A 14,134-nucleotide genomic window follows, 5' to 3' on the forward strand; every position below is an offset into this window, starting at 1 on the left:
TTAGGCAGGGCTTTTTCTAAAGCCCTGCCTTCATATTAAAGATAAGCGTGCGGTCCAAACACTTCGTAATGAATACGATCTCTTCCAACACCAAACCCTTCCAGTTGTTTCACTAACGCTTCCATAAAGGGAACTGGACCACATAGATAAAAATCTGCCTGACCAAAAGCCAGTGAGTCCTCTACATGAGATAAATCCATTTGGCCTGTGAAATCAGCCTTATCATTCAAATACCAAGTAAACTGGTTCCAACCATTTTGACTAGTCAACTGTTCAGTTTCTTGTTTAAATGTATGCTGGTGTGGACCGTTACAAGCATATAAATAGGCCACATCGTGCTTACCTGACTCTGCCAGCATCTGCAACATAGACTGCATAGGTGTCGCCCCAACCCCAGCAGAAATAAGCACAACAGGCGCCTGTTTTTCTTGGTAATAAAAATCGCCCGCAGGGGCGTATAGATGAAGAGCATCACCCTCACTAATCTCATCATGAAGGAAGTTAGATACCAAACCTTTGTGCTCACCAAACTCGCGTTTAACTGAAATACGGTAATCTTTACCGTTGGGTTTTTGTGATAGGGAGTATTGACGTATCTCGTTGTGATCGCCTGATGATGGTTTAACCTCAACCCCCACATATTGACCTGGAATATAGTTCAATACATCACCCCCATCGACTGGCGCTAAAACAAAACTCATCACCAACTCAGATTCGCGCCTTTTCTCCCTTACCACAAATTGACGTGAGTTTTCCCAACCACCAATAGCATGCTTTCTTTGCAGGTATAGCTCTCCCTCTCGGTCAATAAAAATCTTCGCAAGAAACAAATAGGCGGCTGTCCAAGCCTCTTCAACTTGCTCAGTAAAAGCTTCTGGTGCCAATTCACGCAAGGTTTCTATCAGATGATGGCCAACAATCTGATAATGCTCAGCTTGGATGTTGAAACTGGTGTGCTTGTGAGCGATCCGCTCTACTGCTGAAGCTAAGGCTTCCAGGTTTTCAATATTCTTTGCGTATGCCGCTACTGCTTCAAACAAAGCGACACTCTGACGACCTGTTTTTTGATGCGTCATATTGAAGATATCTTTTAACTCTGGGTTATGAGAAAACATGCGCTGATAAAAATGCTGAGTTAATGCTGGCCCTGCACCTTCTAGTAAAGGGATGGTGCTTTTTACAACTTCAATATGCTGATTATTAAGCATCTGTATATTCTCCTAGTATAATTCAAAGCTCTCCACCCTTTTTGCACGATCAGTGCCAAGTAGGAAAACACCTAATTACTTGGATTTTCTTCACTAATTAGAATAAAAAAGTCATAAAGACCCCGTTGAAAAGTGTCTATATGACACTATAATAAATTAATCACACACCTTGGGTGATTGCTTTTGAAGCACCCTGAACAGCATTCTGGAGCCTACCACTAGCATGCAAGACATTTCTGTCTCTACTCTAATCGATATGACCATTGGCCTTGCAACAGGCCATAATGAACAAGAGCGATTCCACAAGTTGCTCGACGCAATACGTAAAGCTATCCAATGTGATAGTGTCGCACTACTCTCACTTCAGGGAGATACTCTTGTACCACTAGCCATTCAAGGGTTAACAAGAGATACTCTTGGGCGTCGCTTTGTTGTTAGTGAACACCCTCGCCTTGAAGCAATATGTGCATCTAAAGTGGCCGTCCGTTTTGACGCAAGCTGTAACCTGCCCGATCCCTTCGATAATCTGCTTATGGATTACGAGGGCGATCTTCCAATGCACTCCTGTATGGGACTACCGTTACTCTATGCTGATAAATTACTCGGAGTTCTGGCTCTAGATAGCCTAACGCCGAATGTGTTCGACCAAATACCGACTCGCAGCCTAGACGCGCTGTCAGCTATCGTTGCATCAACTCTTAAAGTTGCCATGACTGTGAACCAGCTTGAGCAACAAGCAAAACAAACTCAACAAAGATTTGAAGAACTCAATGAAGATGCGTGGGAAAGAGAGGGAGGGGAAATCATCGGTGCTAGCCCAAAGATGCTATCACTAAAATCCGATATAGAAGTCGTAGCTCCCTCTCATTTCAATATTCTTATCAATGGTGAAACTGGTGTGGGTAAAGAATTAGTTGCTAGGAGCATTCACCACCAGTCGAATCGACGTAAACAGCCTTTGGTATATGTAAACTGTGCGGCTATTCCCGAAAACCTCGTGGAGAGCGAGCTATTTGGTCATGTCAAAGGCGCCTTTACTGGTGCAGATAAATCAAGGTTAGGAAAATTTGCTCTTGCGGATCGTGGTACTCTTTTTTTAGATGAAATCGGCGAACTTCCACTCAGCGCACAAAGTAAAATCTTAAGAGCTTTGCAAAACAATGAGATACAGCCCGTTGGTCAAGACAAGGTCGAAACTATAGACGTTCGTGTCTTAGCTGCGACTAACAGGGATCTTCCAGAAGAGGTGAATGAAGGAAGATTTAGAGCTGATCTTTATCATCGTCTCAGCGTGTACCCAATTAGCGTTCCAGCACTTCGCCACCGGGAAGGGGATGTCACTCTACTCGCTGGCTATTTCTTAGAACAAGCGAGACGAAAGCTTGGGATAGTTCAAATCAAACTCAACAAAGAAGCTCAGTATCTCCTGTCTCGCTACAACTGGCCTGGTAATGTTCGTGAGTTAGAGCATGTCATTAATCGCGCAGCATTAAAAGCTCGAGCAAGAGCGAATAACGCTAAATTGATTTCGGTTTCAATTGAAGACATAGGCGATTTACATGCGATGCCAATAGAGTCTTCTGCCGTACAAACGTCCCAATTGTTTGATATGTCAGAGTCACTGGTATCCAAAGGGCTGCGCGAATCGACAGAAGATTTCCAACGACAACTGATCACTCATGCTCTTACGGAGGCCGAATTTAATTGGGCCAAAGCAGCTCGACAACTCAAAACAGACAGAGCCAACCTGACTCGACTTGCCAAACGGCTCGGTTTAACGGTGACAAAGCAGCATAAGATCAGTACTCATTGAAAGTGATTTTGGGTACAATGCGTCATCAAATATCATGCTGTAAGGAATAATATGAAGTTTGTTCGCTGGTTATTAGGCCGTCTTATCCTGCTATTTAATTTTATTTTTTCTCCTAAAGGAATAAAACGCTCTGACCAAGACCAACAGGCAGTCGACGAAAAAGCCAAAGCATTGGCCCTCTATCAATTCGAAGCCTGCCCTTTTTGTGTCAAAGTCCGTAGAGCAATGAAACGCCAATCGGTCAATATTGAGCTACGTGATGCCAAAGCAAGTTCACAATACAGAGAAGAACTTGAAATTGGAGGAGGAAGAGTCAAAGTTCCCTGTCTAAGAATAGAAATAGACGGCAAAGTAAAGTGGATGTATGAGTCGTCCGATATCGTCGCATATTTGGAAAAAGAATTCGCGTAGTACCCAAGAGGAGATTACATGGAAGTAGTGGCTTTAGATATCGATCAAATCAAAGCGATCGTGTTTGATTTAGATAACACACTAGTAAGCTCAAATCTTGATTTTAACTGGCTAAGAGCACAAATTGGTTGTCCAAAAGAGGTTGATTTACTGACATTTATTGAACAACTCAATTGCTCTCAGTCAGCAGCGGCTGCGAATCAAATAGTACTCGAGCATGAACTTGATGATGCCAACCATTCAACACCCATGCAAGGTTGCCATGATCTGCTTGGATTTATTGAAAAGCACAGCCTGTACACTGCAATCATCACACGAAATTGTTTCGAAGCATCGCTGCGTAAAGCCGAGCACAATAAGTTAAATATTTCGCGTATCATAAGTCGAGAACACTTCCCTCCTAAACCAGCCCCAGATTCCTTGTTATCACTAGCAGATGAATGGGGCTTAGACTCACATCAGATTCTTTATGTGGGTGATTATGTTTACGATTTGCAAGCAGCTAGCAATGCGAATATGCCCTCATGCCTGGTTACTCATGGCAATGCCAACACATTCTCTCATCAAGCATCAGTGACGGTCACTGAGTTAGACGAGCTGCTTATGCTATTGCTCGATCACCAAGTGAGTCGACCACCTCTTGACTAAATCATATATAACGCAAATTAAACAATAAGATAGGTGACGCATATCCAATAACATCGTATGATTCTGCGTACTATTTTTTCAATAAGATAATTATGGCTTTAAACAACCACCACCCTATACAGGGCGCGAGCTGGATGCTCACCGCAGGTTTAGCGTTTGCTATAGTCAATAGCCTTGCTCAAGTTGCCAGTATTAAGTTTGGACTAACTTCGACTACTGTCGCCTTTGTTCAATATTCGATAGCGCTAGTGGTGATTCTTCCTTATCTTTTGAGCCTGGGCATACGCGAGTCCTTGCAAACCAATCACCTCGGCTGGCATATATTTCGTGTTTTTCTTTCCGTCATTGGTATCCAACTCTGGTTATGGGCTTTAGCTTATCCGGTACCTATTTGGCAAGGTATCGCTTTGCTCATGACATCTCCGCTGTTTGCAACGATAGGCTCAGGCCTGTTTCTAAAAGAACAAGTAGGGATAGCGAGATGGGGCGCAACATTATCTGGCTTTATCGGTGCTATGTTAATCTTAGAGCCTTGGGCTGATGACTTTAGCTTGGCGGCATTACTCCCTATTGGTGCAGCATTCTTTTGGGCGTGTTACTCCTTGATGGTAAAGAAATTGTCCTCCAATGACTCGCCATCGACTATGGTGGTCTATTTGCTTATTTTAATTACACCATTTAATCTCCTGCTTGCAATCCCCGAATGGCATACACCAGAAGGTGGTTTGATATGGCTAGTGCTCATTGGCGCAGGAGCACTAACCGCTTTAGCTCAATGGGCAATAGTCAAAGCCTATTCTGTTGCCGATGCCTCGTTTGTTCAGCCTTTTGATCATGCAAAGTTACCTCTTAATGTCTTAGCAGGCTGGGTCGTGTTTAGCTGGGTTCCGCCCGGAAGGCTGTGGTTAGGGGCCGCTATTATCATTGCATCTGTTGCTTTTATCACTCAATGGGAATCAAAAAAATCTCGCGAAGTGAAATAAATAATAGTTTATCCCGTTCTATTATTTAGACATATATTCGGGAGAGTACTCAATGGCAGAACCAATCAAATTAACACTATATCGCTGGGGTGGAAGCTGGGGACCATTTAGCGTTAAAATTCCATGCGGTGAATGCACGTTAACCAAAGATATTCTCAAAGATACCTTTGAGAACGAATTAGCCGATGTTCCCGTCGAGCTAGAGGTTAAAGACTGGTTATCTCATTGGTGGGAACCGCTAAAAGTAGGCGCTTGGCATGCTCCAATCCTAATGGTGGAAGGAAAAGTAGTCAGCCAAGGCGAAGCATTAAACCGCGGGGTATTAGTGCAATCTGTCGTAAAAGAGTGGACTAAGCGTGACACACTTAAAGGCAACATTGTTTACGGAAAAGCAACCTGTCCATACTGTGTAAAAGCCAAGAAATTGCTCGATGATGCTGGTGTTGAATACCAGTACCACGATGTGGTCAAAGATAGCGCAGCGCTATATAGAATGATCCCTGAAGTCAAAACAATCATAGGTGAAAAAACGCCAGTTACTGTGCCACAGATTTGGCTTGATGGTCAATACATTGGAGGTGCAGATAACCTGCCGGCATGGCTTGAAGAAAAAGGGCTAAACAAAGTGCCAGATAATGTGGTTAATATGGAAAATAACCAAAGTTCTGCAAATTAAATGAGTTAGGCCCCCCGCATTTAGGGGGGGCTTAACTGTTTCGTTTATCGCTTTGGCTGTTGAAAAGTTTTACCTGCCGCTTGATAAGTATCTTTACGTTTTACATCAAACATTACTTCAAAGAACCAAGCAACAAATCGAATAACATCATCACCTTCGTTCATGATATGCTCGATGTACTCTTGCTCTTCACCTTGATCGTTTTGCTCAATCGTAACATGATAAATACGGCGTTCGCCTTCGACTTCAGCGAGCGAAAACTGGCCTACCAGCGAGAGCGCAGCTTGCGCCACATCCTCATTATGATTCGATTTGAGTATTTCGAGCGCTTGGGGCAAACCTTCTTGTTTACAAAGCGCTGTAACTAACTCAGAAAATTCTTTATGTTCCATCGTAGACCTTTAACATGTCGACATTAGAGAACGCATTGTATCAGGGTGTTTATGCCTTTCAAGCAAACTCTCGACGAGTAACTGCCGTCAATCGACCTGTGTATAAAGCAATACCCATAGCTCCAGCACAGATAAGATAAAATGTGCCTAATGCCACACTGTTTTGTATCCAAGTCTCAACCAGATATCCCCCCAATAATCCAGCTAAGCACATTTGGATTGCTCCCGTTAACGCTGAAACCGCTCCAGCTTGCCTTTTATGTGGCCCGAGCAGCATAGCGATAGAAATTGGAAAAGATAAGCCTTGAGCTACCACCATCCAAGTAAAAGCCCAAATGATATTAAATAGCGTCAACTCAGTCGCGGTTAACCAAACTCCTGAAGCAACAATAATACAAATGGCTAGCGCTAGAATCTTTCGCGAACTCACATAGCGGTTAAGAACATTTAATACCAAAGTTCCTACAAGCAAACCAGCAGAGGGAATCACCATTACGCTTCCATACTGAGCCGCCGTTAAACCCAGTTCGTGTTGAAGGATAAATGGCATTACAGACAAAGATACTACACAGGCTAGGTAGGTGATCCAATTATAACTGGCACTGCAAAGTACTTGCTTGCTCTTAATCAAGTAAGCATAGTCAGATACGACCTTATTTAGACTAAATGTCGTTGTACCATAGGTCATGGTTTCAGGAAGTATGTAATAACCTAAAACAAAAGTCGCAGCCAAATAACTCAACACAAATACAAACACAGCCTCCCAACCAAAATAAAAGGCTATCCAACCACCAAGCACGGGCGCAAGCACTGGCATTATCGAAGCAGTGACCGATACGTAAGACAATGCCTTAGTTAATTCCCGACCATCATAACAATCTCGCAAGACACTACGTCCTAACACAGAAGCACTACCAGAACCTAGACCCTGTAAAAGGCGGCCTAAAACCAAAATCCAGAGGTTGTGAGTAAATAAAATGCACATTAGAGTGCCAATTAAATATATGCCTTGACCGAGCAAAAAGACTGGTCTGCGACCAATAGCATCGGATAAGGGACCATAGAAAAGCTGTGAAACACCAAAACCGACAAGAAATAGAGTGACTAAAAGTTGCACATCGGATTGACTAATTTGTAGCGCTTTGCTGATCATGGGTAAAGAAGGAAGATAAATACTCACCCCTACCTGCCCGGTCGAAATAATGAGCATCGCCATCAATATCGGCGTTTTTTTCATTTCAATACCTCATACTTTTGATGTGCAACTAAGTTTAAGTTAAGCGCCAAATAATGATAATATCTTCAGTTGGAAACTAATTAATTCCTAATGGGAATGAATAAGGCAGACAATGGATTGGATTCAAAGTGTTCAAAGTTATATTCGCGTAGTCGATGAAGGAAGCTTTAACGGTGCCGCTCGTAAGATGAATGCCACCAGCTCCGCAATTAGCAAGCGTATACAGTGGCTTGAAGAAAGGATCGGTGTTCAACTTTTAAAACGTACCACTCGCAGTGTAACTCAAACCGAAGCTGGTGCCCTGTTTTACCAAAGGGCAAAAGTGCAATTGGAGGGGTGGCAGTCCGTTGTTGACGAGACCCGATCAGTGAATCAAACCCCTGCAGGACTTTTAAAAATCGGAGCCACCATTGCCGTTGGTTCTAAGTTCTTGGTGCAATACCTCGATGACTTTCTCCAGATGTACCCGGATGTTCGAATCCAATTGATCACCACAACTCCTGGGCAGTTACCAGAGCTAAGCTTAGATTTATTCATCAGCCGTGAATTGGAACAACTAAACTCACTAAGTTTTAAAGCTTCCCCGCTTTTTGAACACAAGGCAGGGTTTTATGCCTCTCCTGCTTATCTTGAAAGATATGGTGAACCCACTGCCATAGAGGAACTTACGGAGCACAACATACTCATTTGGGGTGAAAGACCGCAACGAGAAGTCAAGCTTAATAACGGAAAAAGAATCGTACTTTCGGGCAATCTCGCGACAACAAACCCTGAAGCCCTTTTCTATGCAGCTAAAAACGCTATCGGAATACTTATATCTAATGATGTGATGATTAAAGACGAATTAAATACCGGCGCGTTACGAAGGATCTTGCCATCTACGACTACCGATGAAACCACCGTCTACGCCTATTACCCAAAACTGGATTACCAACATACTCGAACAAAATTATTTTTAGACTACCTGAAAAATCGTCTCCTTGATGAGTAGGTTTGCTTCAACAGAGAAAAAGATCCAAACTAAAATTTGAAATAATATGAGACCTGTACCATATTTAAGCGTGACATTAGCAATAAATAAGTGATTTAAATCACGGCTAAGCAGGTAGTTCAAATGGCTAGGGCATCATTACAGGCAACATCTATTGATTTAGATGTTCTGAGCTTAACGTTACAACTCGACGGCACTGAATTGCTTAATCGGGTTGCCAGTGTATTGCATCAGCATTTCACATCGTACTCGACGTGCATCGTCGAGATAGATAAGTTTAATGCCAACGGGTATTGCCTAGCGCAGGCGTGCTTTGATTCAAGTAATGTTCCTATTTCATATTCGCTCACCAACACACCTTCATTTCGCGTGAGCCATTCTGAACTCGATTACGTACTGTACACTCAGAAAGTCATGTCACAATTTCCTAATGACCCGTATCTATGTGAACATAATATTGAAGCCTATATTGGTATCCCACTAAAGACCGCCGCAGGTGAAATACTTGGTGTACTCTTGTCAACCTTCAAGCACCCCGTCCAATCTCCTAAAGAACTTATTTATTACCATATGCTTTTCGCAAATATAGTGATGCACAGCCTTCGAGTGAAATGGCTTGCCTCTCGATCTGATAGCTTGGTTAGGCAACTTAGTTATGAAGTTTCTCATGATAATCTAACTGGCCTGCTCAATAGAAGTTATCTAGCCGACAAGCTCGAGCGATTGTCTGAATCACACTCAGGCTATTTGACCCTCGTCTATCTCGATATCGACAGCTTCAAGACAATTAACAACTTATACGGGCAATATATTGGTGACCAAGTACTTAAATTTGTCTCACACGCTATCGAGTCCTCTTTGCATAGTAAACAACTTGCGTTTCGGATCTCCGGAGACGAATTTGCCTTTGTGACCTATGCTAATGATCCTGTTGAAGTATGCCATTCAATATTGGCAAAACTTGAGCCAGGCTATCAAGACCCAGCATATAACTTAAAAGTAAATGTTAGCATGGGTGTGGCGATTAAATCCGATCCCAGGATCACTGTTGACCAGCTAATTCTCAATGCTAGCCTAGCACTCAAAGATTGTAAGCAAAAAAGAAATACTCAGATTCGATGTTACGATACTGAACTCAGCACTCTATACTATCGCCGAACAAGAGTGATAGATGCGCTGCGTCAAGAGCTTGCAGCCAACCGGTGCGCAACGAGCGAAATCTACGTTGTCGCCCAGCCTATCGTCAAACAAGATCAGGGAGAATGGCGTTACTTTGAGATCCTCGCTCGCTGGGAGAGCCAGTCATTAGGATTTGTTTCCCCGACAGAGTTTATAGAGGCCGCTGAACAATCGGGCTTAATTGTTGATCTTGGAGAAAGAATCATTCAGCTCGCATGCCAAGCAAAAAAACAATTAGAAGATGGGTTAGGCTATGGAGTCAGGTTAGGTATAAATTGTAGCGCGCACGAGCTCAGTGACACTCAGCGTTATCTAGCACATTTGACATCAACTATTAGCATGTACGGTTTTAAGCCTTCAGAGTTCACCATCGAACTTACCGAAACCGTGTTACTGTCGCAAGAAGGGGAGATTGGCGCTATATTAAATCAGATGCGAGGCCTTGGGTTTTGTATTGCTCTTGATGATTTTGGCACTGGGTATTCAAGCCTTAACTATATCCATCGTTATCCAATAGATTGTATAAAGATTGACGCAAGTTTCATCCGCGACTTAATGAGTAACTCAACCTCAGAGCGCTTAGTTTGGCTAATTATCCAACTTTCCCAACAACTCAAAGTTGACATAGTCGCAGAAGGGGTCGAAACACACCAAGTGGTTGATAAGTTGCACCAAATGGGCTGCACACAAATCCAAGGCTATTATTACTCTCGCCCAGAGAAACCAGATATCATTATTAAAGCGCAAAATAGTCTTGGACCAAGTGAGCCACCTACGCAGGCTATAACCTGTTAAATGTCACTCCAAGCTCCAAACCCAATTTATATGTTAGTAATGGCCGCTATCTGCTAGCAACGTACAAACTCGCGGCGTAGTGAGCGAACTAATATCTTGGTTTCGCGCTATCCTTGCCCGAATATCTGTACTCCTTACCTTGACCGTCTCAGGACAAGCCATTACAGACCAAGCTTCGAGAATTTTGTCCGCTTGATAAAACTTGCCAAAATTAAACAGATTGTCGGGGCCTATCACAAAAGTAAGATAGTCGTCTGGGTATTCGCTTTGAATCTCCTTTAATACCGCATAAGTGGTGACGCTCTGCTCCGGTTTGTAGAGACGCTCTTCGATACGGCTTAACTCAATATTTTTGACAGACAGGTCCTTTATGAATGCCTCAACTAACTCACACCGCTTGGTATAATCAAGCATTTCCTTACCCCAAGCATGACTAATACTAGGTACTAAAAGGACTCGATCAAAGTGCATTAATGATTCAATAACACTCTGGTGGCCAATACTAGGTGGATTAAACGCACTGCCAAATACCGCAATTTTGCTCATTTTCTTTCCTGATAACCGTGAATTTAGTGTTCATAGTTTTCTAAACTGTTCATTGAGGTATGATATTACTATTATTTCGTAAAATCATGCTTGCAGGAAGAAAACCTATGGAACAGCAAATCCGCGATGAAATGCGTGTACTGCCGTCAATTGATCCTCAATTTGAAATCTCACGCCGTGTTGAATTTATCAAAAATAAGCTAAAAGATGCGCGATGCAAGGCATTAGTGCTAGGCATCAGTGGTGGTGTGGACTCAACCACCTGTGGCCGCTTGGCACAAATAGCGATTGATGAACTCAATAGCGAAACCGACGCAGGTTATCAGTTCATTGCTGTTCGCCTGCCTTACGGCGAGCAAAAAGATGAAGATGAGGCTCAAATTGCCTTGGAATTTATTCAACCTACTCATTCAGTCTCGGTGAATATCAAACCTGGCGTAGATGGCTTACACGCTTCTTCTCAGCAAGCTTTGACCAATATAGGCCTAATGCCAGCCGAAGCTACTAAAGTAGACTTTGTCAAAGGGAACGTTAAAGCTAGAGCCAGAATGGTCGCCCAATATGAAATAGCAGGTTTCATTGATGGATTAGTTTTAGGCACAGATCATTCTGCAGAAAACATTACTGGCTTCTACACAAAATTTGGCGATGGTGCATGTGACTTAGCACCTCTTTTCGGTCTAAGTAAACGTCAAGTTCGAGAACTTGCAGACACACTAGGAGCACCTAAGGTTCTAGTAAACAAAACGCCCACCGCAGATTTGGAAGAACTCGCTCCTCAGAAAGCAGACGAAGATGCGCTCAGCCTCAGTTATGATCAAATTGATGATTTCCTTGAAGGTAAACCCGTTTCGCAAGACACGGTCGACCGCTTAATCTCCATTTACAAAGCAACACAACATAAACGGCAGCCAATTCCGACCATTTATGACTAACTAGGGTTTTCTCCCAAACTAGAAACAGAGCTTATTTGTACTCAAATAAGCTCTGACCTACGATCGTTTGCCATAACGAATTAAGTAACGCATAAAACTGGTGACCAGCGACTCTACTAAATCGCAATCTGCTTGTTTACACTCTTTACTGAGTAGTGAAAAAATAGAAACCGTGAAATTGTCGTTATTAAGCCAAGGCAGCCATTTTTTAGTGTCATGCAGTTGTAATTTAATATAGGAAGATGTTGACTGACTTATGAAGCCGAATTGTTGTTTCTAAGCTTAATATCTTTCTTCTAATGCAATATTATTGTTTGCCCAAAGGAGTGCTTGAAGTCGATTTTTAGCATTGATTTTCTTAAAGATATTATGCAAATGTGTTTTAACCGTATTTTCTGTCACAACAAGTTCATCAGCAATTTGTACATTAGACGCCCCATGACCGAGTAAATACATTATTTGTTTTTCGCGCTTTGTCAGATTCGCATACGCTTGTGAGGTTTTTGCCGTAATCATACTCCGAAAATACTCGATATGATCCTGAGCTACCTGTCGAGTTAACCACATTTCTCCTTCAAAAATTTTTTCTAAGCCATTAAAAAGTGTCGACATATCATCATCGAGATAAAAAACTCCAACTAAATTTCGCCATTTAAATAGCTCTTCTGATGACGTTTCTCTCGGGCAGTTTATGATTATTTCTCGAGCATTATTTTCACTGGCGAGTCTTGCTTGGTTATATTGCTCGAGCTTACTTTCATCCAAATAGTGATAATCGAATAAAACATAGTCCCCGAGTTTTACACCTAGGGATACAGATTCAAGTAATTGCTCGATAGTGACCATACAAACATTATGCTCAATGCCTTTTTTTAACGAATCATTAAACACTCTAGACTGCAAAGATACATCGGAGAGGAAAGTTACTTCGTAGGTTGGTTGGTTGGCCATCTTAACATGCTCCGGCTCATTCTTATTGATCGATGAAACAATATTGATTCGGTGAAAATTGTCAAGCTAACCTGAATAAAAAAAACAATTTACCCAATAAGTTAATGAGGATGGCCATATTATAGCCACCACTTATCAATTCTGAGACATTTTTACATCTTAAAAATAATAGGTAAATTTAGTCGAAGTCCAATTTAGCTATTTTATCATTAGATGACTGGTAAAAGTTGGTTTTGGAGGTTATTTTTTGGCTCTTTAAACAATCTCATTACAAGTAACACAACTAAACAAATCAGGTTAATGCTTCCACCAGCATCCGAATTCGCAGTAATAATATTACTGACAAGGGTGCGCTGTCCGTTAACCGTTGTAACATAGTACTTGGGTACTTCCTGACCATTTATTACCTGGTTAATCCAACCAATGTAGTCATAAACATCTGTGAAGACAGAGGTAACGGTCAAAGATGCATCACCACATGACCTAGGACCAAAGCTAGTGATACCAATCTGAATGTATTGGCTGCCACTTTCTATATAAACAGGGCCTCCAGAATCGCCATTACATGTCGAATTTCGATATCCGCCAGACTGAGCGCCACCAAAACATATCTGTTTGTCAGTCACTAAGCCATATTGAGACCGGCAGTCGTTCAGGGACACATAGTCAAGGTTAGTTTGTTGTAATATGGTTCCACCCGATACGTTACCCGCAATTTGACCATGTCCTATAGCAATATAGGTATCTGAAGCAGAAAAGCTGTTATTAATCGTCGTATTGAGTAAATAGGTATAATCAGGAACAGAAGATAGAGGCGATTCAAGCTTGATTACTGCGATATCGTTGGGCCAGAGCACTGCTCCTGAGTCTATGTAGTCACTAGGAAAGTAAAACTCTGACGCTCTGGCTTTTTCAGCACTGGCATAAGTTGATTCATCCAAAAGCTGAGGAATAACGTAAGTGTTGAGCATAGTACTGGGATTTTCATAGATGCAGTGGGCAGCGGTGAGCGCGTATTGGCTATTGAGCATAGTTGCCCCACAATAGTTACTATAAGAGGCTCCACTAATAAAAAACATGCTAGCAAAAGAAGGATATGTAGTAGCACTGCTAACGTTAGTGCCATTAACAATGTAGGCTGATACATCGTTTGCCATAGCACGAGATAACACCAGCATTAAACCAAGAAACCCAAGTAAAGCCTTCATCTTTCCGTCTCCCTTGTATGCCTGCTAAACCTAAGTTTAGTTGACAAAAGAGAGAGGGGTTAGGATATAAATCGTTAATTTTATTAAAAATAATATAATCAATATCCCGATATCAAAAACAAAAACCTCTCGAAAAAAGAGAGGCTTGATTTGAAAATAGT

At 42.1% G+C, this 14,134-nt stretch carries 14 protein-coding genes; 8 read left to right on the plus strand and 6 right to left on the minus strand.

Going from position 1 to position 14,134, the window contains the following annotated elements; all coding sequences use genetic code 11:
* Positions 1 to 35: 35 nt before the first annotated feature.
* On the minus strand, positions 36 to 1,208 hold the full coding sequence (gene hmpA, locus DPF90_RS09475; RefSeq protein ID WP_114786095.1) for an NO-inducible flavohemoprotein: 1,173 nt from the start codon (positions 1,206 to 1,208) through the stop codon (positions 36 to 38).
* A gap of 223 nt (positions 1,209 to 1,431) precedes the next feature.
* Between hmpA and norR the strand changes: the two genes are divergently transcribed.
* The 5 genes from norR (at position 1,432) to DPF90_RS09500 (ending at position 5,739) form a co-directional block, all read left to right on the plus strand.
* Positions 1,432 to 3,021 carry a nitric oxide reductase transcriptional regulator NorR gene (norR, locus tag DPF90_RS09480; RefSeq protein WP_114786096.1) on the plus strand — a complete coding sequence of 530 codons (1,590 nt, stop codon included), beginning with the start codon at positions 1,432 to 1,434 and terminating at the stop codon, positions 3,019 to 3,021.
* A gap of 51 nt (positions 3,022 to 3,072) precedes the next feature.
* Complete coding sequence (locus DPF90_RS09485) at positions 3,073 to 3,432, plus strand: glutaredoxin family protein (RefSeq protein ID WP_114786097.1); 360 nt, start codon at positions 3,073 to 3,075, stop codon at positions 3,430 to 3,432.
* An 18-nt stretch (positions 3,433 to 3,450) separates the two neighbouring features.
* Positions 3,451 to 4,080 (plus strand): HAD family hydrolase, encoded by a 630-nt coding sequence (locus DPF90_RS09490; protein ID WP_114786098.1) that lies wholly within the window; start codon positions 3,451 to 3,453, stop codon positions 4,078 to 4,080.
* A 92-nt stretch (positions 4,081 to 4,172) separates the two neighbouring features.
* Positions 4,173 to 5,063: a DMT family transporter gene (locus DPF90_RS09495; RefSeq protein WP_114786099.1), complete on the plus strand. Its 891-nt coding sequence runs from the start codon at positions 4,173 to 4,175 to the stop codon at positions 5,061 to 5,063.
* 52 nt (positions 5,064 to 5,115) lie between these two features.
* Positions 5,116 to 5,739, plus strand: a complete 624-nt coding sequence (locus DPF90_RS09500) for a glutaredoxin domain-containing protein (protein ID WP_114786100.1) — start codon at positions 5,116 to 5,118, stop codon at positions 5,737 to 5,739.
* Positions 5,740 to 5,783: 44 nt separating this feature from the next.
* Here the strand turns inward: DPF90_RS09500 and DPF90_RS09505 are convergent, their stop codons facing one another.
* Both DPF90_RS09505 and DPF90_RS09510 read right to left on the minus strand, forming a co-directional pair.
* Positions 5,784 to 6,131: a hypothetical protein gene (locus DPF90_RS09505; RefSeq protein WP_114786101.1), complete on the minus strand. Its 348-nt coding sequence runs from the start codon at positions 6,129 to 6,131 to the stop codon at positions 5,784 to 5,786.
* A 58-nt stretch (positions 6,132 to 6,189) separates the two neighbouring features.
* The gene (locus tag DPF90_RS09510) at positions 6,190 to 7,368 is read right to left on the minus strand and encodes a multidrug effflux MFS transporter (protein ID WP_114786102.1); all 1,179 of its coding nucleotides are present in this window, start codon (positions 7,366 to 7,368) and stop codon (positions 6,190 to 6,192) included.
* 112 nt (positions 7,369 to 7,480) lie between these two features.
* Here DPF90_RS09510 and DPF90_RS09515 point away from each other — a divergent pair, with 112 nt between their 5' ends.
* Together DPF90_RS09515 and DPF90_RS09520 are read left to right on the plus strand one after the other, a co-directional pair.
* Positions 7,481 to 8,359 (plus strand): LysR family transcriptional regulator, encoded by an 879-nt coding sequence (locus tag DPF90_RS09515; protein WP_114786103.1) that lies wholly within the window; start codon positions 7,481 to 7,483, stop codon positions 8,357 to 8,359.
* Positions 8,360 to 8,482: 123 nt separating this feature from the next.
* Positions 8,483 to 10,333, plus strand: a complete 1,851-nt coding sequence (locus tag DPF90_RS09520; protein ID WP_114786104.1) for a putative bifunctional diguanylate cyclase/phosphodiesterase — start codon at positions 8,483 to 8,485, stop codon at positions 10,331 to 10,333.
* A gap of 33 nt (positions 10,334 to 10,366) precedes the next feature.
* On the opposite strand, the gene DPF90_RS09525 is transcribed toward DPF90_RS09520, so the two are convergent.
* On the minus strand, positions 10,367 to 10,879 hold the full coding sequence (locus DPF90_RS09525; protein WP_114786105.1) for a nicotinate-nicotinamide nucleotide adenylyltransferase: 513 nt from the start codon (positions 10,877 to 10,879) through the stop codon (positions 10,367 to 10,369).
* Between the two features lie 107 nt (positions 10,880 to 10,986).
* Here DPF90_RS09525 and nadE point away from each other — a divergent pair, with 107 nt between their 5' ends.
* The gene (gene nadE, locus DPF90_RS09530) at positions 10,987 to 11,814 is read left to right on the plus strand and encodes an ammonia-dependent NAD(+) synthetase (RefSeq protein ID WP_114786106.1); all 828 of its coding nucleotides are present in this window, start codon (positions 10,987 to 10,989) and stop codon (positions 11,812 to 11,814) included.
* Between the two features lie 282 nt (positions 11,815 to 12,096).
* Here nadE and DPF90_RS09535 read toward each other — a convergent pair whose 3' ends face one another.
* The gene (locus tag DPF90_RS09535) at positions 12,097 to 12,765 is read right to left on the minus strand and encodes a LuxR C-terminal-related transcriptional regulator (protein WP_114786107.1); all 669 of its coding nucleotides are present in this window, start codon (positions 12,763 to 12,765) and stop codon (positions 12,097 to 12,099) included.
* Between the two features lie 209 nt (positions 12,766 to 12,974).
* Positions 12,975 to 13,973, minus strand: a complete 999-nt coding sequence (locus tag DPF90_RS09540) for a S1 family peptidase (RefSeq protein ID WP_114786108.1) — start codon at positions 13,971 to 13,973, stop codon at positions 12,975 to 12,977.
* Between the last annotated feature and the right edge of the window lie 161 nt (positions 13,974 to 14,134).

Source organism: Vibrio tetraodonis, from assembly GCF_003350295.1.
GTDB lineage: Bacteria > Pseudomonadota > Gammaproteobacteria > Enterobacterales > Vibrionaceae > Vibrio > Vibrio tetraodonis.

Excerpts from the sequence above, each read along its gene's own strand:
- hmpA (WP_114786095.1), bottom strand. The coding sequence starts at position 1,208 with ATGCTTAATAATCAGCATATTGAAGTTGTAAAAAGCACCATCCCTTTA.
- norR (WP_114786096.1), top strand. The coding sequence starts at position 1,432 with ATGCAAGACATTTCTGTCTCTACTCTAATCGATATGACCATTGGCCTT.
- DPF90_RS09485 (WP_114786097.1), top strand. The coding sequence starts at position 3,073 with ATGAAGTTTGTTCGCTGGTTATTAGGCCGTCTTATCCTGCTATTTAAT.
- DPF90_RS09490 (WP_114786098.1), top strand. The coding sequence starts at position 3,451 with ATGGAAGTAGTGGCTTTAGATATCGATCAAATCAAAGCGATCGTGTTT.
- DPF90_RS09495 (WP_114786099.1), top strand. The coding sequence starts at position 4,173 with ATGGCTTTAAACAACCACCACCCTATACAGGGCGCGAGCTGGATGCTC.
- DPF90_RS09500 (WP_114786100.1), top strand. The coding sequence starts at position 5,116 with ATGGCAGAACCAATCAAATTAACACTATATCGCTGGGGTGGAAGCTGG.
- DPF90_RS09505 (WP_114786101.1), bottom strand. The coding sequence starts at position 6,131 with ATGGAACATAAAGAATTTTCTGAGTTAGTTACAGCGCTTTGTAAACAA.
- DPF90_RS09510 (WP_114786102.1), bottom strand. The coding sequence starts at position 7,368 with ATGAAAAAAACGCCGATATTGATGGCGATGCTCATTATTTCGACCGGG.
- DPF90_RS09515 (WP_114786103.1), top strand. The coding sequence starts at position 7,481 with ATGGATTGGATTCAAAGTGTTCAAAGTTATATTCGCGTAGTCGATGAA.
- DPF90_RS09520 (WP_114786104.1), top strand. The coding sequence starts at position 8,483 with ATGGCTAGGGCATCATTACAGGCAACATCTATTGATTTAGATGTTCTG.
- DPF90_RS09525 (WP_114786105.1), bottom strand. The coding sequence starts at position 10,879 with ATGAGCAAAATTGCGGTATTTGGCAGTGCGTTTAATCCACCTAGTATT.
- nadE (WP_114786106.1), top strand. The coding sequence starts at position 10,987 with ATGGAACAGCAAATCCGCGATGAAATGCGTGTACTGCCGTCAATTGAT.
- DPF90_RS09535 (WP_114786107.1), bottom strand. The coding sequence starts at position 12,765 with ATGGCCAACCAACCAACCTACGAAGTAACTTTCCTCTCCGATGTATCT.
- DPF90_RS09540 (WP_114786108.1), bottom strand. The coding sequence starts at position 13,973 with ATGAAGGCTTTACTTGGGTTTCTTGGTTTAATGCTGGTGTTATCTCGT.